Origin of the sequence: Lysobacter sp. Hz25, assembly GCF_046097045.1 — a bacterium.
GTDB classification, from domain to species: domain Bacteria; phylum Pseudomonadota; class Gammaproteobacteria; order Xanthomonadales; family Xanthomonadaceae; genus Lysobacter; species Lysobacter antibioticus_B.
Genome location: NZ_CP175666.1, coordinates 4,443,940 through 4,470,350, shown reverse-complemented (window position 1 = coordinate 4,470,350; position 26,411 = coordinate 4,443,940). Strand labels below are relative to the sequence as shown.

18 protein-coding genes are annotated in these 26,411 nt (G+C 66.5%); 11 read left to right on the top strand and 7 right to left on the bottom strand.

Annotated elements, in window-relative coordinates:
* Nucleotides 1–246: 246 nt before the first annotated feature.
* Entirely contained in the window at nt 247–720 is a 474-nt protein-coding gene (locus ACKN61_RS18355; protein ID WP_031373210.1) for a DUF2127 domain-containing protein, read from the bottom strand.
* Nucleotides 721–1,098: 378 nt separating this feature from the next.
* On the bottom strand, nt 1,099–2,928 hold the full coding sequence (gene typA, locus ACKN61_RS18350) for a translational GTPase TypA (RefSeq protein WP_408950730.1): 1,830 nt from the start codon (nt 2,926–2,928) through the stop codon (nt 1,099–1,101).
* Between the two features lie 364 nt (nt 2,929–3,292).
* On the opposite strand from typA, the gene ACKN61_RS18345 reads away from it, so the two are divergent.
* From ACKN61_RS18345 to ACKN61_RS18325, 5 genes are all read left to right on the top strand, one after another.
* Nucleotides 3,293–3,799 (top strand): peptidylprolyl isomerase, encoded by a 507-nt coding sequence (locus ACKN61_RS18345; RefSeq protein ID WP_031373212.1) that lies wholly within the window; start codon nt 3,293–3,295, stop codon nt 3,797–3,799.
* A gap of 406 nt (nt 3,800–4,205) precedes the next feature.
* The gene (locus ACKN61_RS18340; protein WP_408950729.1) at nt 4,206–5,411 is read left to right on the top strand and encodes a pyridoxal phosphate-dependent aminotransferase; all 1,206 of its coding nucleotides are present in this window, start codon (nt 4,206–4,208) and stop codon (nt 5,409–5,411) included.
* A 44-nt stretch (nt 5,412–5,455) separates the two neighbouring features.
* Nucleotides 5,456–5,833, top strand: a complete 378-nt coding sequence (locus ACKN61_RS18335; RefSeq protein WP_031373214.1) for a glutaredoxin domain-containing protein — start codon at nt 5,456–5,458, stop codon at nt 5,831–5,833.
* 117 nt (nt 5,834–5,950) lie between these two features.
* The gene (locus tag ACKN61_RS18330; protein WP_408950728.1) at nt 5,951–6,937 is read left to right on the top strand and encodes a malate dehydrogenase; all 987 of its coding nucleotides are present in this window, start codon (nt 5,951–5,953) and stop codon (nt 6,935–6,937) included.
* A gap of 268 nt (nt 6,938–7,205) precedes the next feature.
* The gene (locus ACKN61_RS18325; protein ID WP_408950727.1) at nt 7,206–7,874 is read left to right on the top strand and encodes a LuxR C-terminal-related transcriptional regulator; all 669 of its coding nucleotides are present in this window, start codon (nt 7,206–7,208) and stop codon (nt 7,872–7,874) included.
* A gap of 347 nt (nt 7,875–8,221) precedes the next feature.
* On the opposite strand, the gene ACKN61_RS18320 is transcribed toward ACKN61_RS18325, so the two are convergent.
* From ACKN61_RS18320 to ACKN61_RS18305, 4 genes are all read right to left on the bottom strand, one after another.
* A complete protein-coding gene (locus tag ACKN61_RS18320; RefSeq protein ID WP_408953856.1) occupies nt 8,222–10,888 on the bottom strand; it encodes a PAS-domain containing protein in 2,667 nt (888 codons plus the stop codon).
* A 223-nt stretch (nt 10,889–11,111) separates the two neighbouring features.
* Entirely contained in the window at nt 11,112–12,314 is a 1,203-nt protein-coding gene (locus ACKN61_RS18315) for an OprO/OprP family phosphate-selective porin (RefSeq protein WP_408950726.1), read from the bottom strand.
* A gap of 122 nt (nt 12,315–12,436) precedes the next feature.
* Complete coding sequence (locus ACKN61_RS18310; RefSeq protein ID WP_051885240.1) at nt 12,437–13,759, bottom strand: dicarboxylate/amino acid:cation symporter; 1,323 nt, start codon at nt 13,757–13,759, stop codon at nt 12,437–12,439.
* Nucleotides 13,760–13,819: 60 nt separating this feature from the next.
* Nucleotides 13,820–15,148 (bottom strand): MFS transporter, encoded by a 1,329-nt coding sequence (locus ACKN61_RS18305; protein ID WP_408950725.1) that lies wholly within the window; start codon nt 15,146–15,148, stop codon nt 13,820–13,822.
* 405 nt (nt 15,149–15,553) lie between these two features.
* Here ACKN61_RS18305 and ACKN61_RS18300 point away from each other — a divergent pair, with 405 nt between their 5' ends.
* From ACKN61_RS18300 to ACKN61_RS18275, 6 genes are all read left to right on the top strand, one after another.
* Nucleotides 15,554–17,905: a TonB-dependent receptor gene (locus tag ACKN61_RS18300; RefSeq protein ID WP_408950724.1), complete on the top strand. Its 2,352-nt coding sequence runs from the start codon at nt 15,554–15,556 to the stop codon at nt 17,903–17,905.
* 1,025 nt (nt 17,906–18,930) lie between these two features.
* Nucleotides 18,931–20,841 (top strand): propionate--CoA ligase, encoded by a 1,911-nt coding sequence (gene prpE, locus ACKN61_RS18295; protein WP_408950723.1) that lies wholly within the window; start codon nt 18,931–18,933, stop codon nt 20,839–20,841.
* A 131-nt stretch (nt 20,842–20,972) separates the two neighbouring features.
* On the top strand, nt 20,973–22,025 hold the full coding sequence (locus tag ACKN61_RS18290; protein ID WP_408950722.1) for a suppressor of fused domain protein: 1,053 nt from the start codon (nt 20,973–20,975) through the stop codon (nt 22,023–22,025).
* 132 nt (nt 22,026–22,157) lie between these two features.
* The gene (prpB, locus tag ACKN61_RS18285) at nt 22,158–23,045 is read left to right on the top strand and encodes a methylisocitrate lyase (RefSeq protein WP_031373152.1); all 888 of its coding nucleotides are present in this window, start codon (nt 22,158–22,160) and stop codon (nt 23,043–23,045) included.
* A 228-nt stretch (nt 23,046–23,273) separates the two neighbouring features.
* The gene (gene prpC / locus ACKN61_RS18280; protein WP_057972057.1) at nt 23,274–24,425 is read left to right on the top strand and encodes a 2-methylcitrate synthase; all 1,152 of its coding nucleotides are present in this window, start codon (nt 23,274–23,276) and stop codon (nt 24,423–24,425) included.
* A 292-nt stretch (nt 24,426–24,717) separates the two neighbouring features.
* Nucleotides 24,718–25,233 (top strand): hypothetical protein, encoded by a 516-nt coding sequence (locus ACKN61_RS18275; RefSeq protein ID WP_408950721.1) that lies wholly within the window; start codon nt 24,718–24,720, stop codon nt 25,231–25,233.
* Between the two features lie 397 nt (nt 25,234–25,630).
* Here the strand turns inward: ACKN61_RS18275 and ACKN61_RS18270 are convergent, their stop codons facing one another.
* Nucleotides 25,631–26,242, bottom strand: a complete 612-nt coding sequence (locus ACKN61_RS18270; protein ID WP_408950720.1) for a glutathione S-transferase N-terminal domain-containing protein — start codon at nt 26,240–26,242, stop codon at nt 25,631–25,633.
* Nucleotides 26,243–26,411: the final 169 nt, after the last annotated feature.

The window sequence follows — 26,411 nt, the reverse complement described above, 5'->3', positions numbered from 1 at the left end:
CCTCGCGTTGGGGAGTGGGGCCTTGCCGGGACGGTGGAACCGCGGGCGATGGCTTGCGCGCGTCCGCACGGCCTTGCATCGCGCAAGCCGGGCTGCGGAGGCCGCGGCATGCGGTCGGGCCGGGGCCGCGACCTCAAAACGATACACCCGCCGGGTGGGCGGCGCCTGTGATTCCGAGCCCGATCGTGGTGCTTGCGGCAGGTTCCGGCACGCCTGGATGTCGCCGCCGAACTGCGACGGCCGGCCTCAGTGACGGCGCTTGAACAGGTCGCGGCCGAGAACCCAAACCACGATCACGTTGATTATGAGAACTGCAATGGCCAGCCAGCCGGGATGGCGATACAGGGCATAGAGATCGAACGGCAGATACAGGGCCGCGCCGATGCAGCCGAGCCACGAGGCCCAGGCCTTCGCCTTCCACAGGCCCCAGGCTTCGAGCAGATGCAACAGGCCGTAGGCGAGCACGACGCCGGCGGCCAGGTGCACCGAGTGCGGGCTGATCGCCTGCGCGAGCCAGGCCAGCGAGCCGTGTTCGGGATCGAGGTGGAAGCGTTTGATGAGTTCTTCGATCCAGCGCTGCAAAGGCGCTGGGCCGAGCAGTTCCAGCCCGCTCGCGGCCGACAAGGCGAGCAGGCCCTTGATTGCTTCGACCGCGGCGATCAGGTGCAGGCCCGGATGGGCCTTGGGGTCGCTGTCGTAGTCGGGGGCGGTCGAGGTCATCGCGGTGCGCCGGATGCGGATCGCAGGCGAGGCCGTGCGTGTCGGTTCGAAGCGAATCGGCAGGAATCGAAGGGGCTTGGGTCGAACCGGGTGGAATCGAGCCGGATAGAGGCGGACCGGATAGGGGCGGACATGATCAGATCGTGCATGGACATGCGGCGTTCGATCCCGGTTGTGCGTCAGGGTTCCCGGCCTGCGCCGTCGAGCGTGGCCGTCGACTGTGCCGATACAGGCCGCCGGCCGCAGGATCGACTGCAGGCAGGCCGCAGAAACCGAAACGCGCGCCATCGGCGCGCGTTCCTTGGCCCCGGGCCTCTCCCGCGGGCGGGAGAGCGTTGGGGCGATGCCGCCTTGCGGACAAGGCGGCGGTCGTAACGATCAGGCCGCGCGCGAGGCGCGCTTGCGATCGCTTTCGGTGAGGAACTTCTTGCGCAGGCGGATTTCCTTCGGGGTGACTTCGACCAGCTCGTCGTCCTCGATGAAGTCCAGGGCCTGCTCCAGCGTGTACTTGATCGCCGGGCTCAGCTGGATCGCATCGTCCTTGCCCGAAGCGCGCATGTTGGTCAGCGGCTTGGTCTTGATGGCGTTGACGGTCAGATCGTTGTCCTTGGAGTGGATACCGATCAGCTGGCCCTCGTACACGTTGTCGCCCTCGGCGGCGAACAGGCGGCCGCGCTCCTGCAGCGGGCCCAGCGAGTAGGCCGGAGTGGCGCCCGGCGCATTCGCGATCATCACGCCGTTGATGCGCTTGGCGATCGCGCCCTGTTCCTTCGGGCCGTAATGGTCGAACACGTGGAACAGCAGGCCCGAACCCTGGGTCAGGGTGCGGAACTCGTTCTGGAAGCCGATCAGGCCACGCGCCGGGATCATGTAATCCAGGCGCACGCGACCCTTGCCGTCGGGCTCCATGTTCTTGAGCTGGGCCTTGCGGGTGCCGAGCTTCTCCATGACGCCGCCCTGGTGCTGCTCTTCGATGTCGACCACCAATTGCTCGATCGGCTCCATCAGCTTGCCGTCGATTTCCTTGATGATGACTTCCGGGCGCGACACGGCCAGCTCGAAACCTTCGCGGCGCATGTTTTCGATCAGCACCGACAGGTGCAGCTCGCCGCGGCCCGAGACCAGGAACTTGTCCGGGTCGGAACCTTCCTCGACCTTCAGCGCCACGTTGTGCAGCGTCTCGCGCTCCAGGCGCTCGCGCAGCTGGCGGCTGGTGAGGAACTTGCCGCCGCTGAGTTCTTTATTGCCGGCGAACGGCGAATTGTTCACCTGGAAGGTCATGCTGATGGTCGGTTCGTCCACCGTCAGGGCCGGCAGGGCTTCCGGGGTATCGAGCGCGCACACGGTGTCGGAGATCGACAGCTCGGAGACGCCGGAGATGGCGACGATGTCGCCGGCCTCGGCTTCCTCGGTCTCCAGACGCTCAAGGCCCATGAAGCCGAGCACCTGCAGAACCTTGCCCTGGCGCTTCTTGCCGTGACGGTCGATCACGCTGACCGGCATGTTGCGGCGGACCTTGCCGCGCTGGATGCGGCCGATGCCGATCAGACCGACGAAGTTGCTGTAGTCCAGCTGGCTGATGCGCATCTGGAACGGGCCGTCGAGGTCGACCTGCGGCGGCGCCACGTGCTTCATGATCGCTTCGTACAGCGGGGTCATGTCGCCCGAGCGCGCGGAGTCGTCGAGGCTGGCGTAGCCGTGCAGCGCCGAGGCGTAGACGATCGGGAAGTCGAGCTGCTCGTTGGTGGCGCCGAGCTTGTCGAACAGGTCGAACACCTGGTCGATGACCCAGTCCGGACGGGCGCCCGGGCGGTCGATCTTGTTGACCACCACGATCGGCTTGAAGCCCATCGCGAAGGCCTTCTGGGTGACGAAGCGCGTCTGCGGCATCGGGCCGTCCATCGCGTCGACCAGGATCAGCACCGAGTCGACCATCGACAGCACGCGCTCGACCTCACCGCCGAAGTCGGCGTGGCCTGGGGTGTCGACGATGTTGATGCGGTTGCCCTGCCAGGTGATGGCGGTGTTCTTGGCCAGGATCGTGATGCCACGTTCCTTTTCCTGGTCGTTGCTGTCCATCGCGCGCTCGGCCAGCACCGTGCGTTCGGACAGGGTGCCCGACTGCTTGAGCAGGCAGTCGACGAGGGTGGTCTTGCCATGGTCGACGTGGGCGACGATGGCGATATTGCGCAGGCGTTCGATGGACATGCGATTGGACGCCGGAAGGCGCTATAGCTGAGGAAGTAAGCCGATCATTATAGCGGGCAAACATGGCAAGTGCCTGCGGGGCGAGGATTTATTCGCCTGCGGGCCAGTTTTATGAACGGGGCAGGGCGGTCCAGGCCGGGCAGACCCCGGGGCGCAGGCCTCGGACGCCGTTTTCCCCGCGCCCCCTGCGGACCGCCCCAAGCTGAGCCAGGCGCCGCCGGCTGCCGCGGGCGCGGCCGCGCGCGGCTCATGCGGGACGGCCCGAATCGTCCATCGGGTACCCTTGTGGATGGCCCCGGGCGCCGCCATGTCGGCTGCCGAACGTCCGTTGTCCCATCCCCTCGCACCATCTGGAGTCCGCTGTATGAGCCTGATCGCCACTTTCGACACCGACCGCGGCCCGATCCGCGTCGAACTCGCCGCCGACAAGGCGCCGCTGACCGTCGCCAACTTCGTCAATCTGGCCCAGCGCGGCTTCTACGACGGCCTGAACTTCCACCGCGTGATCCCGAACTTCATGATCCAGGGCGGCTGCCCGCAGGGCACCGGCACCGGCGGCCCCGGCTACCGTTTCGAAGACGAGACCCGTAACGGCCTGGGCCACCAGCGCGGCGTGCTGTCGATGGCGAACGCCGGCCCGGGCACCAACGGCAGCCAGTTCTTCATCACCCACATCGTCTGCGACTGGCTCGACGGCAAGCACACCGTGTTCGGCAAGGTCCTCGAAGGCCTGGACGTGGTCGACGCGGTCAAGCAGGGCGACAAGATCAAGTCGGTCAAGATCGAAGGCGATGTCGCCGGCGCCCTGGCCGCCAAGGCCGAGCGCGTCGCCGACTGGAACAAGGTCCTCGACGAGAACGCCCGCGCCTGAGGCGTGGTGGGGCTGCGGCGGCCACCGCCGCGGCCCTCTCCAAGGCAGGACAGGAAAGACGGCCGCAAGGCCGTCTTTTCGTTTTTGCAGCGCCGCCGCCGGCCTCCGCCGCGGCTGCCGCGCCAGGGCCGCGCCGAAGCGGCCGCCCCGGCAAAGCGGCGCGGCCGATCGGGCACCGCGAACGGCGGCGAAGACGCCGATCCGGGCGCGTAAACAGGCCTGATCGAAGCCGGCGCGGCGGCGACGCTGTGCTACCATTTTGCGGCTCGAACCAGTGGTTCCGGCAGGCGTTTCCGGAGCATTGTTCTTCAGCTGCCGGGCACGCCGACGCGCCGCCACTGCCGTCTCGCGCACGCTCCTCTCCCGCACCAGCTCCGTCGTACACCACCCCACGAGGTTCAAGACGATGCCCCAGCTCGCCCGGCGCATCGGTCGCGCCAAGCCCAGCGCGATCATGCAGGTTGCCGAAAAGGCCAAGCGGCTCAAAGCCGAAGGCCGCGACATCATCAGCTTTTCGATCGGCGTTCCCAACTTTCTGCCCGGCGACCATGTCTACGCCGCCGTGCGCGATGCGCTGGCCAAAGACAGCGGCCAGTACGGCAGCAACCGCGGCGCCGACGCCTTGCTGGATGCCTTCATCGAGCACATGAGCAAGATCGGCCTGACCGGCTACGGCCGCGTCAACGTCGCCACCGGCATCGGCGCCAAGCACGTGATCTACAACATCGCCGAAGCGCTGCTCGACGAAGGCGACACGATCGCGTTCCCGACCCCGTACTGGACCAGTTATCTCGACATCGCCGAGATCGTCAACGCCCGGATCGACCTGCTGCCGTGCCCGGCTTCGCAGGACTACAAGCTCACCCCCGCCCAGCTCGACGCCGCACTGGCGAAGAAGCCGAAGGTGTTCTTGTTCAACAACCCGTCCAACCCGACCGGCATGGTCTACGGGAAGGAAGAAATCGACGCGCTGGCCGACGTCGTGGCGAAGTATCCGGACACCTGGATCATCACCGACGACATCTACAACCGCATGGTGTTCGACGGCCTGGGCTACCACAACTTCGTCCATGCCCGTCCGGAACTGCGCGACCGCGTGATCTTCATCGACTCGCTGTCCAAGACCTACGGCATGCCGGGTTGGCGCGTGGGCTTCATGGCCGGACCGGAATCGGTCGCCCAGGCCGTGACCACGATGAACTCCAACCACATCACCAACGTGCCGGAAGTCGTCACCGCCGCCGCAGTCGCCGCGCTGTCGGGCCCGCAGGACGTGCCGACGCAGAAATGCGCCGAATTCCAGGCCAAGCGCGACCAGGTCATGGCGGTGATGAACGCCATTCCGGGCGTGGTCTGCCCGCGTCCGCAGGGTGCGTTCTACGTGTTCCCGGACATCAGCGTCGCCTTCGGCAAGACCCACGCGCCGAGCGGCCTGAAGATCGGCAACGACATGGATTTCTGCAGCGCGCTGCTGGAAACCAAGGGCGTCGCCTGCGTGCCGGGTTCGGCGTTCGGCGAGCCGCGCGCGCTGCGCATCAGCTACACCTGCCCGACGCCGCAGCTCGCTCCGGGCCTGCAGCGGTTCCAGGAGTTCTTCGCCGAGCTCGTCTGAGCCCGGCGCAGTCCCATCACTGACGTAGCCAAGGAAAGCCTCGCATGCGCGTACTCACCGTCCTGCTGATCCTGGGTCTGGCCGGTGGCGCGTATGCGCTGGCCTACAAGGGCGATACCGCCTGGTTCGCCACCCGCCAGGCCGAACTGAAACCCGATGACCCGCGTCACCAGACCGGCGACAAGCGCATCGTCATGCTGGCCGCGGAGTGGTGCGGCTACTGCGAAAAGCTGCGCAAGGATTTCGAACTCGCCGACGTGCGCTACAGCATCATCGACATCGACACGCCCGCCGGCCAGCGCGCCATGAGCGCGGTCGGCGCGCGCGGCGTGCCGGTGACCATCGTCGGCCAGGAGATCGTCTACGGCTACGACATGGACGAGATCAAGGACCGGCTGAAACCGCTGGGCTATCGACTCTGAAGCGCCTGGCGCGGCTACCCACCTTCGAAAGCGCGTAGCGCTTTCCACCCTCATTCACGATCACCTTGGCGGGCCCCGTGCCCGCACTATCGATCAACTAGCGAAGGAAACACCCCGATGAAGACCCCCGTCCGCGTTGCCGTCACCGGTGCTGCCGGCCAGATCGGCTACTCGCTGCTGTTCCGCATCGCCTCCGGCGAAATGCTCGGCAAGGACCAGCCCGTCATCCTGCAGTTGCTCGAACTGCCGCTCGAAAAGGCCCAGGCCGCGCTCAAGGGCGTGATCATGGAGCTCGAGGACTGCGCGTTCCCGCTGCTGGCCGGCGTGATCGGCACCGACGACGCCGAAGTCGCGTTCAAGGACGCCGACGTGGCCCTGCTGGTCGGCGCGCGTCCGCGCGGCCCGGGCATGGAGCGCAAGGACCTGCTGCTGGAAAACGCCAAGATCTTCACCGCCCAGGGCGCGGCGCTGAACAAGGTCGCTTCGCGCGACGTCAAGGTGCTGGTGGTCGGCAACCCGGCCAACACCAACGCCTACATCGCGATGAAGTCGGCTCCGGACCTGCCGGCGAAGAACTTCACCGCCATGCTCCGCCTGGACCACAACCGCGCGCTGAGCCAGCTCGCCGCCAAGGCCGGCGTCGCCGTGGGCGAGATCGACAGCCTGATCGTGTGGGGCAACCACAGCCCGACCATGTACCCGGACTACCGCTTCGCCAAGGCCGGCGGCGTGTCGCTGAAGGACAAGATCAACGACGCCGCCTGGAACGCCGACAGCTTCATCCCGACCGTCGGCAAGCGCGGCGCGGCGATCATCGAAGCGCGCGGCCTGTCCTCGGCGGCCTCGGCGGCCAACGCCGCGATCGACCACATCCGCGACTGGGTGCTCGGCAGCAACGGCAAGTGGGTGACCATGGGCGTGCCCTCCGACGGCAGCTACGGCATCCCGGAAGGCGTGATGTACGGTGTGCCGGTGATCACCGCGAACGGCGAATACACCCGCGTGGAAGGCCTCGAAATCGACGCCTTCAGCCGCGAGCGCATGGACAAGACCCTGGCCGAGCTCGAAGAAGAGCGCGCCGGCGTGGCCCATCTGCTGGGCTGATCGCAGCGGCATCGCGATGCATGAACGGGGCGGCCTTGGCCGCCCCGTTTTCGTTTGGGTGCTGGACCGCCGGATGCCCCGATCCCTCTCCGCGGCGATCGCCCTGTGTCTCGCCAACGCATCGCGATGGCGGCTCGCGTCGTCGGCCCATTGCGCAGCACCCCAACCGCTTTCCCCTGGGTCGAAAGGGGCCGGGGCCTCTGCCGCCGAACCGGCCGCGAGCGTGTAGCATCGATCCCGCTCCGAAGTCCGAGGGGACCACAGTCCGATGAGCGAGACCCTGCGCCTGTTGATTGCCGACGACCACCCGATGTTCCGGGCGGCGTTGCGTTATGCGCTCGGCGAGATCGCGCCGGGCGCGAGTATCGTCGAGGTGTCGAGCCAGAGCGCGCTCGAGGCGGCCATCGCCAGCGGCGAGGAGTTCGACCTCGCCATGCTCGACCTGATGATGCCCGGCGCGATGGGTTTCTCCTCGCTGGTATACGTACGCGGCGAACGGCCCGAGTTGCCGGTGGTGATCATTTCCTCCAACGAACATCCGCGCACGATCCGTCGTGCCCAGCAGTTCGGCGCCGCCGCCTTCGTACCCAAGTCGGCGCCGACCACGGTGCTCGGCGAAGCGGTCAAGGCGGTGCTGGCCGGCGACGTCTGGTTTCCGGCGCAGAAGGCCGAACGCGACGAACACGATGCGCAACTCGCCGACCGTCTTGCCCTGCTGACGCCGCAGCAACTGCGCGTGTTGATGCGTCTCGCCGATGGCCTGCTCAACAAACAGATCGCCTACGAACTGTCGCTGGCCGAGAACACGGTGAAGATTCACGTCACCGCGATCCTGCGCAAACTCGGTTGCCACTCGCGCACCCAGGCGGCGGTGCTGGTGAAGGGGCTGTCGCTGGAAGACGAAGGCGCGGACTTGCACGGCTCGACGACGCAGTAGCGGAACAGGACGCCGGAACCCGTATGAAGTTCCCCCCTTTGCAAAAGGGAGGGGGCTTTGGCTTTGCAGTGAGCGCTAAAGCAAATCCCCCGCGCCATTGAGCCGAACTCAGGCCTCGTGATGGCGCAGGGCGCAGCCCCCTTTGCCAAAGGGGGCGATTATTCCGGTCGGCAACCTCGTTACGAGCTGGGATCTTGCACGGCCGACAACGCGACAAGGCAGCCGTGCAGTTCCCCCTTTTGAAAAAGGGGGGGTAGGGGGGATTTGCTTTGGCTTTGCGGCCAACGCTCAAGCAAAGCAGCGCAGTGCCTTGTCTCTGACTAAGGCTCGCTCCGAACACGCAACCGCTATCCCTCAACCGCACCGCGTCCCAACAAGCGCATCGACAGCGCGCGCAGTGCGGCCGGTTTGAGCGGTTTAGGCAGGAAGCTCCAGCCGCGTTCGGCGGCGCGCGGGCGCAGGGTGGGGTCGGCATCGGCCGACATCAGCACCACCGGCGGCATGCGCCCCCACTCGGCTTCGAGTTGGACGGCCAGTTCGAAGCCGGTGCTTTCGCCCAGACGATAATCGAGCAGCAACAGTTCGGGCATGGCCAGCGATGCGGCCATGTGCAGGGCGCCGGCAGCGTCGGCGGCGGTGTCGACGCGGCAGCCCCAATCGCTGAGCAGCCGCTGCGCGGCTTGTCGCGAATGCAGATCGTCGTCCACCACCCACACGCGACGACCGCGCAACAACGGATCGAAATCGGATACGGGATCGCTGTCGTGGGCTTGGCCCGAAGCCGCGGCCACAGCCGGTTCGGCTTGCGTGGCCGCATACGGCACTTCCACCGAGAACACGCTGCCGCGGCCGGGCCACGAACGCACCGCGATGCGATGGTCGAGCAGTTGGGCGACGCGTCGCACGATCGCCAGGCCGAGCCCGGCGCCGCGCGCCGGCGCTTCGACGCCGAGGTCGAGGCGCTGGAATTCCTCGAAGATCAGTTCGAGTTTATTGGCCGGAATGCCGGGGCCGGTGTCCCAGACCTCGATGCGCAGGCCGTTGCGCAGGCGCCGTGCGCCGAGCACGATGCGGCCGTCGCGCGGGGTGAACTGCAAGGCGTTGGACAGGAAGTTCTGCACGATCCGGCGCAACAGCACTTCGTCGCTGTCGACCGCGGCGCTGGAGGCGATGCAGTGCAGGCGCAGGCCGCGCGACTCGGCCAGGATGCGGAACTGGCTGTCGATGGTGGCGAACACGCGAGCCAACGGCAGGGCGCCACGGCGCACTTCCAGCGCGCCCGATTCCAGGCGCGAGATGTCGAGCAGGCTCGACAAGATGTCGTCCTGCGCCGCCAGCGCGGCCTCGATGTGGTCGGTGAGTTCGCGGCCCTCGGCATCGACGCGCCGGCGTAGCGACGACAAATACATGCGCGCCGCGTTCAAGGGCTGCAACAAGTCGTGCACGGCCGCGGCGACGAAGCGGGTCTTGGAGCGGTTGGCGCGTTCGGCCTCGCCCTTGGCGGTCTGCAGGTCGCTGGTGCGTTGTTCGATGCCGCGTTCGAGGCTGTCGGCGAGCGTGCGCAGATCGCGCGCGGCCTGCTTGTAGGCGGTGATGTCGGCGTAGCTGGTGACGAAGCCGCCGTCGGGCATCGGATTGCCGCGGATTTCGATGACGGTGCCGTCGGGGCGCTCGCGTTCGTGCAGATACGGCTGGCCGCGTTGCAGGTGATCGAGGCGGCGGCGGATCGCCTCTTCGGGATCGCTGCCGAGCAGGCCGCGGCGGGCGTTGTAGCGGATCAGGTCTTCGATCGGCCGCCCGACCTGCAGCAGCTCGGGCGGGTAGCGGAACAACTCGGCGTAACGCTGGTTCCAGGCGACCAGGCGCAGTTGCGAATCGACCACGCTGACGCCTTGCGGCAGATGCTCCAGACTGTGGCCTTCGCCGAGGCTGGCCTGGCGGGCGGCCTGGACCACGCCGTCCTGCGCCGTGCGCAAGGCCTCGGCATGGTGCTCGACCATCTTTTCCAGTTCCTGCCGGCTGCGCAGGCGCAGCGTCGCGATGCGGTGACGCTGCAGGATCAGCAGGGCCAGCGAGACCAGCAACAACCAGCCGCCGGCGGCGACCGCGCGCGCGATCCAGGCGGTGCGCAGGCTCGGCGTGGTGTCGCGCAGCAGGTGCAGGGTCCAGTTTTCGCGCGGCAGGTGCAGCGATTGCCACAGCATCGGCTCGCGCATGGCCGGGTCGCGCAGGCGCACCACGCGCGCGCCGCCGCCGATGTCGCGTTCGAGCCGGATCGAGGCCAGGCGCAAGGACTGCCCTTGGTATTGCCGGGTCAGTTGCAGTTCGCGGCGTTGCGCCGGTGTCGGCGGCTCCAGCATGCGGTAGCGCCACTGCGGCGCCGCGCTCAGGAACACCACGCCATTGGCGTCGCTGAGCAACACCAGGTCGCCGCGCTCGCTCCAGTCCGAACGGATGTCTTCGAGTTCGACTTTGACCGCGACCGCGCCGACCGCGCCGCCGCGTTCGTCGTGGATGGCGCGGGCGATGAAATGGCCGGGCACGTGGGTGGTCACGCCGATCGCATAGAACTCGCCGGTGCCTTCGGTCATCGCCTGCTGGAAATAAGGGCGGAAGGCATAGGAATGGCCGACGTTGCTGTTCGACCCCGCCCAGTTGCTGGCGGCGATGCCGATGCCGTTGCCGTCGATCAGGGTCAGGGTGCTGGTGCGGTTGGCGAAATTGAGCTGGACCAGGCGTTCGTTGGCGCGCTGGCGTTGCAGCGTGTCGTCGGGATTGGCGAGGGTGGCGCGCAGTTGCGGATCGAGCGACAGCACCGCCGGCATGATCCGGTAGCGGTCGATGTGCTGTTCGATGACCTGGGCGCGCTGATCGAGCAGGGCGCGCGCCTCGGTGGCTTGGCGTTGCAGCGCCCGGGTATAAGCCACGCGCCCGGCGATCAGCATTGCCAGCAACAGCACGGCCAGGATCGCGGCGATCCAAAGCGCGGTCTTGAGCTGGCGTGGGCGGGGAATCACGGTGGCGGGGCTCGCTGGGGCCTCGGGGCAAGACTAACCGGTTTGGGCCGAGGGCCGCAGCGGCGCCGGGTGTCGAGGGTTCGCCGTCGCGGCTTGTGAGCGGAGGAAATCCAGTAGGACGCCGCTCTTACCCTTTGCTACGCAGCTTCCGGGTAGGAGCGGCGCAAGCCGCGACCGCGTCACTGCGACGACGATGCGACGGTCCGTCAGCTGCGTACCGTCAGAAATGCACCTGCGCCCGCACCTCCAGCACGTCCGGGCTCGCCGACAACACGCCCTTGTCGGCAGACACGCGCACGTAATTGGCCTGGAACTTGAAGTGCGTGGTCAGGTACCAGTTCACGCCGAGGGTCAGGTCGCGCTGGCGGCCTCCGGCGATGCCGCCGTCGTCGAGGTCGAGCTCGCCGTAACGCGCGAGCAGTTCCACCGCGCCATAGCCGTGCGCCGGTTTGATGTTGGCGACGTTGTTGTTGCTGTAGGGGCGGGTTTCGCCGGTCAGCACCCAACTGCCGGTCACGTAATAACCGTGGGCGGTGAAATCGCGCGCGCCGTTTTCGCGTTCGGCGCTGGCGCGCAGGTACTCGGCCTGCAGCGACCAGGGGCCGTCGATCCACAGCGCTTCCAGGCCGTTGCGCACGATGCGGTCGGTGTTGCGCAGGCTGCCCGAGTCGACCAGGCGCACCGACGTCAGTCCGTTCTCCGGGCGCGCACGGAACCGCGCCGACGGGCCGAAGTAGGCGCCGCGTCCGTCGCGGAAGCCGTGCGGGTTTTCGACCGAACCGGTCAGGCCCAGGTGCACGACGCGGTTCTTGTCCTTGACCGGCGTCCACACCGCGCGTGCCGCGGCGGTGGTGCCGGGGTTGTCGCCCTGCAGGTCGTGACCGAAGAAGTAGGAGGTGCTCACGGCATAGCGCGGCCGTTCCAGTGACCACTCCACGCCGGTGCGGCGGCCCTGGAACATCGCCTGCGAGGCCGCCGACAGTTCCATCATGCTGCCCGTGCGCGAGGCCGCGACGCTTTCCATACTGACCGGGGTCTTGAAATAGCCGACCCGCAGCTTGCCGTAGTCGGCGCCGAACAGCGCCTTGGTTTCCAGGCGCAGGGCGACGTCGAGCCAGAGCTTGGACTCGAAGTCCATGACCGCGGTGAAATCGTAGACATCTTTCTTCTTCAGGCCGATGCCGAACTCGCGGCGACGGTAGTGGCCGTCGTCGCCGAGCGCGGTCGCTGCGGTGCCGTAGCCGCGGTCGCCGGAAAAGTCGACCACGTCGTAGGCGAAATTGCCGGTGGCCGACAACTCGGTGCCGTTGCCGAAGCTGTACTTGGTAGGCCAATCGTCGAAGCCGGCGGCCTGGGCGGCGCAGGCGGCGGACGACAACAACACGGCGGACAAGGCGAGGGCGAGACGATCGGGACGCGGCATCGGGGCGGGCTCCAGGGTCGTGCAGCAGCCGTCCTGGCAGCAGCGTGCCGTGCCGGACGCGATGCGTCCGGCTGCGGCGATGGCTAAGGGAGGGGGAGGGCTAAGCGGGCGTTACGGAGGGCTCAGGCGATCTTGTCGGCCAGCGGCGCGTGGGTGTCCGAGGGCAGGGCGGCATCGAGTTCGACTGCGCTCGGCGGGTTGAGCAGCTCATGGTTGAGCTTGTCGCGATCGAGCTCGTTTTCCCAGCGCGCCACCACGATGGTGGCGACGCCGTTGCCGATGAAGTTGGTCAATGCGCGCGCCTCGCTCATGAAGCGGTCGATGCCGAGGATCAGCGCCAGGCCCGCGACCGGCACTGCCGGCACCACGGTCAGGGTCGCGGCGAGGGTGATGAAGCCGGCGCCGGTGACGCCGGAAGCGCCCTTCGAGGTCAGCATCGCCACCGCGAGCAGGGTCAGTTCCTGAGTCAGGGTCAGGTCGACGTTCAGCGCCTGGGCGATGAAGATCGTCGCCATGGTCAGGTAGATGTTGGTGCCGTCGAGGTTGAAGGAATATCCGCTCGGCACCACCAGGCCGACCACCGGCTTGGAACAGCCCAGGCGTTCGAGCTTGCGCATCAACGGCACCAGCGCCGACTCCGACGACGAGGTGCCGAGCACCAGCAGCAGTTCGTCGCGGATGTAGCGGATGAAGCGCAGGATGCTGAAGCCGGTGAAGTAGGCGATGGTGCCGAGCACGACCAGGATGAACACCGCGCAGGTCAGGTAGAAGCTGCCCATCAGGCGCGCCAGCGGGCCGAGCGAGTCGACGCCGTACTTGCCGATGGTGAAGGCCATCGCCGCGCCGGCGCCGATCGGGGCCAGCTTCATGATCATGCTCATCATGCCGAAGAACACCTTCGACACCGACTCGAACAGGTCGACGATTTTCTCGCCGGTCTTGCCGATGTGCAGCAGGGCGAAGCCGAACAGCACCGCGAGCAGCAGCACCTGCAACAGGTCGCCGTTGCCGGTGAAGGCGTCGGTGAAGGTCTTGGGAATGATGTGCAGGAGGAACTCGACCGTGCTCTGGTCCTTGGCCGCGGCGGCGTACTTCTCGACCGCGCTCGCATCCAGGGTGGCCGGATCGGCGTTGAAGCCGGCGCCGGGCTTGAGCGTGTTGACCACGATCAGGCCGATCACCAAAGCGATGGTCGAGACGACCTCGAAATAGAGGATCGCCTTCACGCCGACACGGCCGACCTTCTTGACGTCGGAGACGCCGGCGATGCCGAGCACCACGGTCAGGAAGATGATCGGCGCGATCAGCATCTTGATCAGCGAGATGAAGCCATCGCCGAGCGGTTTGAGCTTGACCGCGAAGTCCGGGAAGAAGTGGCCGACCACGCCGCCCAGGAGAATGGCGCCGAGCACCCAGAGGTAGAAACGCGAGCCGGACTTTTTCATGGCGGGTACTCAGGCGAGGAACGAGTGAAGAGGAACGAGCAGTGAGTGGAGCGTTGGCGCTCAGTCGCGGTCGATGTGCGAATGCTTGCGGGTGTCGGGCATGAGGGTGTAGACCAGCAGCGAGCAGGCGATGCAGGCGCTGACGTACCAGAAGAAGCCGGTCTCCATGCCGATCTTCTTGAACCACAGCGCCACCGGCTCGGCGGTGCCGCCGAACAGGGCGACGGTGAGCGCGTAGGGCAGGCCGACGCCGAGCGCGCGGATCTCGACCGGGAACAGTTCGGCCTTCACCACCGCATTGATCGCGGTGTAGCCGCTGACCGCGCTGAGCAGGATCATGATCAGCCAGAACGCCTGCATCGGCGTCCGTGCGTCCTGGATCAGGTGCATCACCGGCACCGTCAGCACCGTGCCGAGCACGCCGAAGGCGATCAGCAGCGGGCGCCGGCCGATACGGTCGGACAGGGCGCCGACCAGCGGCTGCATCAGCATGTAGACGAACAGGGTCGCGGCGTTGATCAACGACGCGGTCTCCTTGTCGAAGCCGGTGCTGATGGTGAGGAACTTCAGCATGTAGTTGGTGTAGGTGTAGAACGCCAACGTTCCGCCCATGGTCAGGCCGATCACGGTCAATACCGCGCGCGGGTGCTGCATCAGGGTGCGCAGCGAGCCTTCCTTGCGCTGCGGCGTGTCGCTGGCCTTGAGCTTGGTGAAGGATTCGGTTTCCTGCATGTTGCGGCGCAGGTACAGGGCGATCACCGCGGCCAGGGCGCCGATCGCGAACGGAATGCGCCAGCCCCAGGACTTCAGCTGCTCGTCGTCGAGCACGAACTGCTGCAACACGATCAGCACCATCAGGGCGAGCAACTGGCCCATGATCAGGGTGACGTAAAGGAAGCTCGACCAGAAGCCGCGGTTCTCGCGCGAGGACATCTCGCTGAGGTAGGTCGCCGAGCTGCCGTATTCGCCGCCGACGCTGAGCCCCTGCAGCAGGCGCGCGAACACCAGCAGGATCGGCGCGAAGATGCCCAGGGTTTCGTAGCCCGGGGTAAAGGTGATGATCAGCGAGCCGGTGCACATCATCAGCACCGACAGCATCAGCGCTGCCTTGCGGCCGCGGCGGTCGGCGTAACGGCCGAACACCCAGCCGCCGAGTGGGCGCATCAGGAAGCCCACGGCGAAGATTGCCGCGGCATTGAGCGCTTGCGAGATAGGGTCGCCCTTGGGGAAGAACACGTGGGCGAAGTACAGCGAGAACGCGCTGTAGACGTACCAATCGTAGTACTCGACCAAGTTGCCGATCGACCCGGAGAAGATCGACTTCAGGCGCTGGCTGGGGCTCATGGCCGGGGCGCTGGCGAGGAGGGTGTCGGCGGTGGTGGCGCTCACGGCGGCTCCTGGTTGGGTAGGGACGGCGCCGGATCGTTCGATGCGGAGGCATCGCGGAACGGCCATGGCACGACGGCGGCACGTCCCTGCGCCCGTTGCCGATGGTGGGTGCGCGGCCGGCCGCGACCAATAGCACCTTAGGGTTAGGGCCGGCCGAGGCCGCGCCGAAGGCCGGAAATGCAGGCGCTCCGCCGCATTCGGCCTGTGCGGATCGACGGCGGCGAGGGGCTTCGGCGCCGTGACCGCGGTCGATGAATCCGCGGGCCGCGCCGTCGGCGATCGGCGTCGCGGCGCGGCCGCACTCGCGCCTCGCAGCGGCGTCGCGGGCGCAACCTCGCCATCTTCGCGTCATCTGCGACCGCCATCCTTGCCGGCTGTGATCGATGCCCCTTTGGAGATGTGCGAATGAAACGAGCCCACGCAACGCCGACCCTGGTGCTGGCGATCTGGTCGGCGCTGGCGATGCTGCCGGCACAGGCCGCCGAACTCGAGAGCGGTGCCCTCGACTCTGCGGCCGGTGCGGCCGCCGACAGCGACGCGACCACGCTCGATGCGGTGTCGGTGATCGGCATGGGCGAGACCCGCCAGGTCCAGCGCATCAAGCGCGCCGACCTCGAGCTGCCGGCCCCGGGCACCAGCGCACAGAAGATCCTCAACAAGCTGCCGGGCATCTCGGTGCAGTCCAACGACGTCTACGGCGCCAACGAGGAATCCCAGACCATCAGCCTGCGCGGCTTCAACCAGCGCCTGTTGGGCTACACGCTCGACGGCATCCCGCTCGGCGACAACAGCTACGGTAACTACAACGGCCTGGGCATCAGCCGCGCCCTGATCGGCGAAAACCTCGCCGGCGCAGAACTCGCCGCCGGCGTGGGTTCGCTCGGCACCGCCTCGACCAGCAACCTCGGCGGCACCCTGCAGTATTTCTCGTCCGACCCGGAGGCCGAGTTCGGCCTGCGCCTGGCCCAGACCTTCGGCAGCGACAAGACCCGCCGCACCTATGCGCGCCTGGACACCGGCGAGCACGGCGGCTTCTCGATGTATCTGTCCGGCTCGATCCTCAGCGCCGACATGTGGTCGGCGCCGGGCGACAACCAGGACCAGAACCAGGTCAACCTCAAGGCGGTCTACAACTTCGGTGACGGCCACCGCATCAGCGCCTACCTCGCCAGCGCCGAAACCAGCCAGGCCAACTTCGCCTATCTGTCCAAGGGCCTGCTCGCGCGCGGCGCCGGTTGGGACTGGAACCTGTACAAGCCCGATTGGCAACGCGCCCTGGCCGCGGCCTATTGCGCGCCGCGCCCGTGGCCGGCGCGCCAGCACCTGGCCGGCGACCCGCGCTGCGCCTTCAGCGGCCCGGCCAACAGCATCGACGATGCCTATTACGCCAGCCGCGCTTTGCGCACCGACCACCTCGCCGCGATCGCCGGCGAGTTCAATCTCGGCGAAGGCCTACAGCTGAAGTCGCAGGCCTACTACCACGACAACCGCGGCCAGGGCCATTGGTGGTCGCCGGGCAATTACTCCTACCCGAACACCTCCAAGGCGATCCCGATCTCGATCCGCAGCACCAACTACGGCATCAACCGCTACGGCGCGATGGCGTCGTTGAACTGGGAGATCGGCAACCACCGCATCGAAGGCGGCTTCTGGTACGAGAGCAACCACCACGATGTGCAGCGCAACTTCTATTTCATCGAAGGCCCGGTCAACGACGACCGCTACCTGCGCGACCCGGACCGCCGCCTGTTCTTCCAGAAGTACCGCATCAACACGCGCCAGGCTTATCTGCAGGACACCATCAGCCTGCTCGACGGGCGCATGACCCTCGACATCGGCGCCAAGAGCACCCAGGTCGACATGCGCGCCCGCCAGGTGGCGCCGTCGACCATGGAAGTGCCGAACGCGACCGGCCGCCTCAAGACCGACAAGAGCTTCCTGCCGCAGCTCGGCATCGGCTACAAGCTCGGCGAAGGCCAGGAGCTGTTTGCGGCCTATACGCGCAACGTCGCGGCCTTCGTCGGCGGTGGCGCCGGCGGCCCGCTGGCGATCAACCAGGCCGCGTTCGATGCGCAAAAGGACAGCCTCGACCCCGAGGAGTCGCGCACCATCGAAGCCGGCTACCGCCGCGTCGGCGAGACCTACCAGGCCTCGTTGAGCCTGTACGCGGTGCGTTTCGACAACCGCCTGTTGTCGCTGAACCCCTGCTCGAGCATCGAAGCCGGCACCCGGCCGGAGTGCATCACCAAGTTCTTCAACGTCGGCTCGGTCGACAGTGTCGGCAGCGAGCTGGTCTTCATCTGGAAGCCGAGCGAACAGTTCCAGTGGTACAACGCCTTGTCGTGGAACAAGTCGACCTATCAGGACAACTACATCGATAGCGGCCGCGTGATCCAGACCCGCGACAAGCGCGTGGTCGACGTGCCCGACAAGATGCTGTCGAGCGAAGTCAGCTATCGCAACGGCCCCTGGCTGCTGAGCCTGAGCGGCAAGTACACCGGCAAGCGCTACTACACCTACACCAACGACAACGGCTTCGGCGGCTCGACCACCTTCGACGCCTCGGCCCGCTACACCTTCGGCGCGATGGGTCCGTTCCGGCAGTGGTCGGTCGCGCTCAATGGCAGCAACCTCACCGACAAGCGCACCGCCAGCAATCTGTCCGCGTTCAGTGCGTCCGATCCGCAGGGCAAGACTTTCGCCTTCCATGCCAACGCGCCGCGGCAGGTGTTTCTGACGATCGACGCCCGATTCTGATCCGCTCTGGTTTTAGCTCGACTCGACTCGGCTTACGCTCTGGCTTTGGCTTTGGCTTTGGCTTTGGCTCTGGCTCTGGCTCTGGCTCTGGCTTTGGCTTTGGCTGTGCGCGGTTTAAGTCTCGCGAAGGCAAAGGTCACCCGGAGGGCGGCGCGCATGGATGCGCGCCGTGCAACACCGGGACAAGGATGTCCCGTGTGTTGCATGCCTGCGTCAGCTTCGCGCGTGCGGGCTTGTGATTCAAAGAAAAGCAACTTCTTTGGTTACCTTTGACCGAAGGGAATCCAATCGGACTTTTGTTGCTTATGACAAAAGAAAGTAACTCGCCCGCTTGCGGGCGAAAGCTTTGCACTTGCTCGAAGAAGGGAGCATCGCGAATCCTTCTCCTGTAGGAGCGGCGTGAGCCGCGACCGTGACCTCTCAATATCGCGCCGATGCCAGCCGCAGCCCGTCCCAGGGTAGGAGCGGCGCGAGCCGCGACCGCGCTGCGGCGGTCTTGCGGCGTTTCGCTCCCGCGAGATCAAGATCAAAATCCAGATCAAACGCCTAAAGCTTCCGCCACTAAAGCGGCGGGTAACTTTCTTTTGTCAAAAGCGACAAAAGAAAGTAACCAAAGAAAAACGCTTTCTCTTTGAATCACAGGCCCGCACGAGCGATGCCGACGCAGGGATTTTTCATACGGGACATCCCTGTCCCGATGAAAAACGGCCTGCATCCATGCAGGCCGCCCTCCGGGTCTTCTATTGCCTTCGCGAGTCTTAAGCTGCGCACAGCCACAGCCACAGCCACAGCCGCAGCCAAAGCCAAAGCCAAAGCCGCAGCCAAAGCCAAAGCCAAAGCCGCAGCAATGGCTGACCGTAGCAAGGGCAGGGCAGCGACTCCTGGGGCGAGCCTCCCGACGGGATCGCCAAGGCCCCCCATTCACACCCCGCCAACACCCCTCTAGACCATGGTCGTAACGCCGCCCGCCCGCCGCTTGGTCTAGCCTGCGAGCGATAGCCCCCAAGGTCGCACGAGGCAGCCGCATGCGTGACGAGGTCGAGTCCTATCAAGCGTTCCATCGCCGCTCGATCGAGCAGCCCGAGGCGTTCTGGGCAGAGCAGGCGCAGGCGATCCATTGGCACAAGCCGCCGCAACAGGTCCTCGACTATTCGCGGCCGCCGTTCCGGCGCTGGTTCGCCGGCGGCGAAACCAATCTTTGCTACAACGCGGTCGACCGCCATCTGCAAGCGCGCGGCGAGCAGGCCGCGCTGATCGCGATCTCCAGCGAAACCGGATCGACGCGCGAGGTCAGTTACGCCGAATTGCATCGCGAAGTGAATACCTTCGCGGCGATCCTGAAGTCGCTCGAGGTGGGGCGCGGCGACCGCGTGGTGATCTACATGCCGAACATGGCCGAGGCGGTGTTCGCCATGCTCGCTTGCGCGCGCATCGGCGCGGTGCATTCGGTGGTGTTCGGCGGCTTCGCCGCGCACAACCTGGCCCTGCGCATCGACGATGCCACGCCCAAGCTGTTGATCTGCGCCGACGCCGGCATGCGAGGCGGTAAGGTGATTCCCTACAAGCCCTTGGTGGACGCCGCCTGCGCCGAAGCGCAGTCGCCGCCGCCGCGGGTGTTGGTCGTCAGCCGCGGCCTCGACCCGGCGCTGACGCTCGTTGCCGGGCGCGATGTCGACTATGCCGCCCTGCGCGCCCTCCACGACGGCGCCCAGGTCGAGGTCGAATGGCTCGAATCCAACGAGCCCAGCTATCTGCTCTACACCTCAGGCACCACCGGCAAGCCCAAGGGCGTGCAGCGCGACGTCGGCGGCTACGCGGTCGCACTGGCCTTGTCGATGTGGTCGATCTACGACGTCCGCGCCGGGCAGGTGATGTTCTCCACCTCCGACGTCGGTTGGGCGGTCGGCCATTCCTACAACGTCTACGGTCCGCTGATCGCCGGCGCGACTTCGGTGCTGTACGAAGGCCTGCCGACGAATCCGGACCCGGGCATCTGGTGGCGCATCTGCGAGCGGTACGGCGTGCGCACCATGTTCTCTTCGCCGACCGGCATCCGCGTGCTGAAGAAGCAGGACGCGTCGTGGCTGAAGAAACACGACCTGTCGAAACTGCAATGGCTGTTCCTCGCCGGCGAACCGCTCGACGAGCCGACCGCGCATTGGATCACCGACGGCATCGGCAAGACCATCATCGACAATTACTGGCAGACCGAAACCGGGTGGCCGGTGCTGTCCTTGATGCCCGGTCTGGATCTGCAACCGGTCAAGTTCGGTTCGCCCGGGCTGCCGACGCCGGGCTATCACCTGCGCGTGATCGACGAGGCCACCGGCGCCGACGTCGGCCCGCGCGAGAAGGGCGTGCTGGTGATCGTGCCGCCGCTGCCGCCGGGTTGCATGACCACGGTCTGGAACGACGACGCGCGCTTCCTGTCGAGTTACTTCAGCCACTTCAAGGAGCTGCTGTACAGCTCGCTGGACTGGGCGATCCGCGACGAGGACGGCTACACCTTCATCCTCGGCCGTACCGACGACGTGATCAACGTCGCCGGCCATCGCCTCGGCACGCGCGAGATCGAGGAGTCCGTCGCCAGCCATGCCAGCGTCGCCGAGGCCGCGGTGATCGGCGTGCACGACGAGCTCAAGGGGCAGGTGCCGGTGGTATTCGCGACCCTCAAGCAGTCCGCCGACCAGGACCCGGCCATGGCGGCGGCCGGCATGCAGCGCTGCGTGGTGGAGCAGCTCGGTGCGGTCGCGCGGCCGGCGCGGGTGTACGTGGTCAATGCCTTGCCCAAGACGCGTTCGGGCAAGTTGCTGCGGCGCTCGATCCAGGCCTTGGCCGAAAGCCGCGACCCCGGCGACCTGTCGACCCTCGACGACCCGGCCGCGCTCGACGAGGTCCGCCGCGCCCTGGTGCGCGGGGCCGATGCCGGTGGTTGAGGGCAGACTGTTGAGAGCCGGGGAGGATGGCGATAGGCTTGTTGACAGAACTTTTTCCGCAGTCGCGTTAGCATCGGCCCCAGTGTGCGGGTACGTCCGCTCTCATCGCCAAAAGCGAGGCAGAACGCGTAATGGATGCACTACAGGACAGCGCGCCAGGTTGGGATGCGATCGACCGGGCCTTGACCCGGTTGTATCTGCGTCAGGAGCCCAAGCACTACGGCCCCTCGGTCGACGATGGCAGCGAACCCCTGGCGGGCATCCGCGCCTACAAACGCATCACCCCGGTGCCTCACTGGCATTTCATCACCTACGGTTTCAGCGAGCTGTATCGCAAGACCTCCGACGACCCGCAGGTCAGCGGTTTCGGTTTCGAGCTGACCTTCCGCCTGGCCAACCCGGGCGACGCCGAAACCCCACCGGCCTGGGTGCCGGATTTCCTGCAGAACCTGGCTCGCTACGTGTTCGAAAGCGGCAACGCCTTCCACGCCGGGCACTACCTCAACGCCAACGGCCCGATCGCCGCCGACACCACCACCCGCATCCAGGCGGTGGCGTTCGCGCCCGATCCCGAGATGCCGGCGATCGACACCGAGCACGGCCGGGTCGAGTTCCTGCAGGCAGTCGGCATCACCAACGAAGAAGAGTTCGCGCTCAAGCGTTGGTCGACCCTGCGGGTGCTGGAGGTCTTTCTCGATTACCTGCCGCTGTGGGTGACCGAGCTCGATCGCGAATCCCTGCTCGACGATGTGCAGATCGCCGAGCGCCTGCATGAAGGCTCCCTCCACGAAGGCTCCAGTTCGGCGATGGTCTATACCGAGCAACTGGAGTGGCGCCAGCAAAAGCGCCTGCTGCGCCGGCCGATCACCGAAATCTCCCTGGACTCGCGCCAGGTCGGCGAGTTGCTCGCCTTGTTGCCGCTGCGCCTGCCGTTCGGAAAGCCCTTCAGCCTGATCGGCCCGACGGCGCGGATCGTGTTCGAACCGGCGCCGCGCAACAGCGCGCAAGTCGCCGACGAGGCCCTGCATCTGCGCCTGAACGAGGCGACTTTGCGCAATCTGGTGGCCTGCCTGCGCACCCAGGAAGGGCGCTACCAGGTCGAAGGGCTCGACTCGGTCGAAGTGGTGGTGCGCAAGAGCGAAGGCCCCGGCCACCACGACCGGCCGGAGCCGAAGCTCGGCTGAAGACCCTGGGCGCCGGTCTGGGACCGCTGTCGCGGGCCGCGGCCCGGGCGACTGTACGGGGGCGTCATCGGCGGGTCGGCGAGGCGGGTTAAAATGCCGGATCGCCCCGCCCGGGCCATCCGGAGTTCCAAGATGACGCTACTGTCCGCTGGCGCGAAGTTCCGCGCCGCGCTCGCCGAAGAATCGCCGTTGCAGGTCATCGGTGCGATCAACGCCAATCATGCGCTGCTGGCCAAGCGCGCCGGTTATCGCGCGATCTACCTGTCCGGCGGCGGCGTCGCCGCGGGTTCGCTGGGCCTGCCGGACCTGGGCATCAACACGCTCGAAGACGTGCTGATCGACGTGCGCCGCATCACCGATGTCTGTGACTTGCCCTTGCTGGTCGACATCGACACCGGCTTCGGCCCGAGCGCGTTCAACATCGAGCGCACGGTCAAGTCGCTGATCAAGGCCGGCGCGGCCGGCTGCCATATCGAGGACCAGGTCGGCGCCAAGCGCTGCGGCCATCGCCCGGGCAAGGAAATCGTGTCGGCCGACGAAATGGTCGACCGGGTCAAGGCCGCGGCCGACGCCAAGACCGATCCCGAGTTCTTCCTGATCGCGCGTACCGACGCGATCGCGGTCGACGGCGTCGATGCCGCGATCGAACGCGCGATCGCCTGCGTCGAGGCCGGCGCCGACGGCATCTTCGCCGAGGCCGCCTACGATCTGCCGACTTACCGCCGCTTCGTCGATGCGGTGAAGGTGCCGGTGCTGGCCAACATCACCGAGTTCGGCCAGACGCCTCTGTTCACCCGCGACGAGTTGGCTTCTGCCGGCGTCGCCATCCAGCTGTATCCGCTGTCGGCGTTCCGGGCCATGAACAAGGCCGCCGAGAACGTCTACCAGGCGATCCGCCGCGACGGCCACCAGAAGAACGTGGTCGACACGATGCAGACCCGCGAAGAGCTGTACGACCGGATCGGCTACCACGCCTTCGAAGGCAAGCTCGACGCGCTGTTCGCCAAGAAGAACGGTTGACGCTTTCTACACGAGAACAAACGCGTGATTTCCCTTCTCCAGCAAGCGGGAGGAGTACTTGATTTTCCTTCTCCCGCAAGCGGGAGAAGGGGGGCCGACAGGCCGGATGAGGGCCAGCGAAACTTCCGGCCACGATGCAGCCGGATGTCGCGCGCCCTCACCCTTGCCCTCTGCGGTAAACCGCAGAGGGGATAGGGAAGAGAAGACAATCTATCTAGAGGAAGGACCATGAGCGATACGCAACAGACCCTGCCCAAGCCCAAGAAATCCGTCGCCCTCAGCGGCACCGCCGCGGGCAATACCGAGCTGTGCACCGTCGGCCGCAGCGGCAACGACCTGCACTATCGCGGCTACGACATCCACGACCTGGCGACCAAGTCGACCTTCGAGGAAGTCTCGCACCTGCTGGTGCACGGCGCGCTGCCGACGGCCTCGCAGCTCAAGGCCTACAAGATCAAGCTCAAGCGCTTGCGCGGGCTGCCGGCGATCGTCACCGACGCGCTGGAACTGGTGCCGGCCAATGCGCACCCGATGGACGTGCTGCGCACCGGTTGTTCGGTGCTCGGCACCGTGCTGCCCGAGCGCGAAGGCCACGTCGCCTCCGAGGCGCGCGATATCGCCGACCGCCTGATCGCCAGCTTCGGCTCGATGCTGCTGTACTGGTGGCACTTCACCCGCAACGGCCGCCGCATCGACTGCGAGACCGACGACGACAGCGTCGCCGCGCACTTTCTGCACTTGCTGCACGGCGAGCCGCCGAGCGCGCTGCACGCCGATGCGCTGGACAAGTCGCTGATCCTGTACGCCGAGCACGAGTTCAACGCCTCGACCTTCACCGCGCGCGTCATCGCCGGCACCGGTTCGGACCTGCATTCGTGCATCACCGGCGCGATCGGCGCGCTGCGCGGGCCGAAGCACGGCGGCGCCAACGAAGTCGCGATGGACATCATTTCGCGCTACGGCGACGCCGATGCGGCCGAGGCCGACATCCGCGCCCGCGTCGAGCGCAAGGAAATCGTGATCGGCTTCGGCCATCCGGTCTATACGGTCGGCGATCCGCGCAATCCGATCATCAAGGAGCTCTCGCGCAGCCTGTGCAAGGACGGCGGCAACCAGACCCTGTTCGACGTCAGCGAGCGCATCGAGAACCTGATGTGGGACCTGAAGAAGATGTTCCCGAACCTGGATTGGTACTCGGCCTCGGCCTATCACATGATGGGCATCCCGACGCCGATGTTCACCCCGCTGTTCGTGATCGCGCGCACCACCGGTTGGAGCGCGCACGTCATCGAGCAGCGCGAGGACGGCAAGATCATCCGCCCCAGCGCGAACTACACCGGCCCGGAAGACCGCGCCTACGTGCCGATCGAGCAGCGCTGAGCGCGCGCCGCCGGCTTCGCGCCGGCGGTATAAACGCAGGACGGCCACGCAAAAGGCCAGGCTTCGTGCCTGGCCTTTTGCGTTTGCGCTCGCGGCGCCCAGCGTAGCGATTGCCGCATACGACTAACGTCGAATACGACACAGAAACGTCATGGTGCGACATGGCATAGTCCCGGACCAGCCGGGAGGACAACGGCGCGGCCGCGCGCCCAAGCGCACGGCTTGGGGAGCAGACGCCGCGCCTCCGGCCTCGGACATCCGTCGTGCGACGGGATTCAACACGGGGAACACCATGCGCGACAGCGATATGCCGGTTAAGACCAACGACGGTCGAGACGAAATCCAGAACCGCTCGCGCAAATTGCCGCCGGTCTTGCGTTCGATTTTGCTGATCGTCGACGGCGATCGCAGCGTGCGCCACCTGCGCGATCTGATCGGCAGCCTGCACGGCCCGACCGATGCGCTGGAGCAATTGGAAACGATGGGCTTGATCGCTTCGTCGGCGGCGGTGGCCGCGACGATGACCGCGCATGCGCCGACGCCGGGCATCGCCTTCGCCGCGGTCGTGCCGCCGCCGATGTCGGCCGCCGATGCCGCGCTGCGTTATCAGACCTTGTACAACCTGATGACCGAGACCGTGCGCGAGCACCTGGGGCTGCGCGGTTATTTCCTGCAGTTGAAGATCGAGCGCTGCGGCAACAGCGAAGAGCTCGCCGAATTGCTGCCCGACCTCAGCGCCGCCTTGGCCAAAGTGCGCAAGGACAATATCGCCGCCGAGATCGAAGACCGCTTCGCGGCCGGGGCTTGATTCCAGCCTGGGTCGGATGCAAAGGGTAGGAGCGACGCGAGTCGCGACCGTGATCCGTCACCGGCGTCGTAGCTTACTTTGCCGACAACCCGCCTGTGCGCTGAGGTAGATCGTGCGGCTGCGCAGGCGGGTGCATGCCGCCGCTTCGCCGATCGCTGCTCGTGACCGAAGGAAATCCAACAGGACGCCGCTCCTGCCCGAAAGCGATGCCGCTGCTCTTGTAGGAGCGGCGTGAGCCGCGACTGGGATCTCGCGATACCTATCGGCGTGCGTCGGCACCGCTTCGTTCGTCGCGGCTTACGCCGCTCCTACAAAAGCCGCTCAGGCCGCTGCCGTTGCGTTTGCACGAGAGCGACGCATCCAGCGATGCGCCGCTCTGCAATGCATGCATCGAGCCTTAGAGCAGGCCTTCGGCCTTCAAGGCCGCCTGCACGCCGGCATCGGCTTCCATGCGCCGCTTGAACGCAGCCAGGTGCTCGTAGCCCGACAGGTCGACCTTGACCGAGTCGGCCCAGCGCAGGGTGATGTAGAGATAGGGATCGGCGTAGCTGCGGAAGCCGGCGATCCATTCGCGATCGGCCAGGCGCTGGTCTGCGCTCGCATACAGGCCGCGCAGACGCTCGCGCGCGTGCTGGCGCATCGTGTCGGCCTGGGCCGGATCCGGATGGAACTTGCCCGGCGCGAAGATCGGCAGGAACGCCGGATGCACGTCGGAGTTGACGAAGGCCAGCCAGCGCGCGGCTTCGGCGTGCTGCTGCGCGCTGCCGTCGCCGGTCAACTGCGCCTGCGGAAAGGTGTCGGCGATGTAGCCCATGATCGCAGCGTTCTGGGTCAACACGAAATCGCCGTCGACCACCGCCGGCACGGCGCCGGCCGGATTGATGGCGAGGAAGGCGGGCGCCTTGATCGAGTCCTTGTCCATCACTTCGACTTCGAACGCACCGCCGGTCCATTGCAGGGCGATATGGTCGGCCGTCGAACACGCACCGGGCTTGCTGTAGAGCTTCATGCTTAACGCCTCCATGGAAAGAAAAAAAACAGGTCGGCGACTATCACCGACCTGCTTCGTATCCTCAAGGAGGAGACTGCAACGGAGCGTTACGGCACCGGCGCTATGCGGGGGCCATGAACGCGGCATCAGCCTTGGCTGACGCTTCAGCCTTTATGAAGGCATCAGC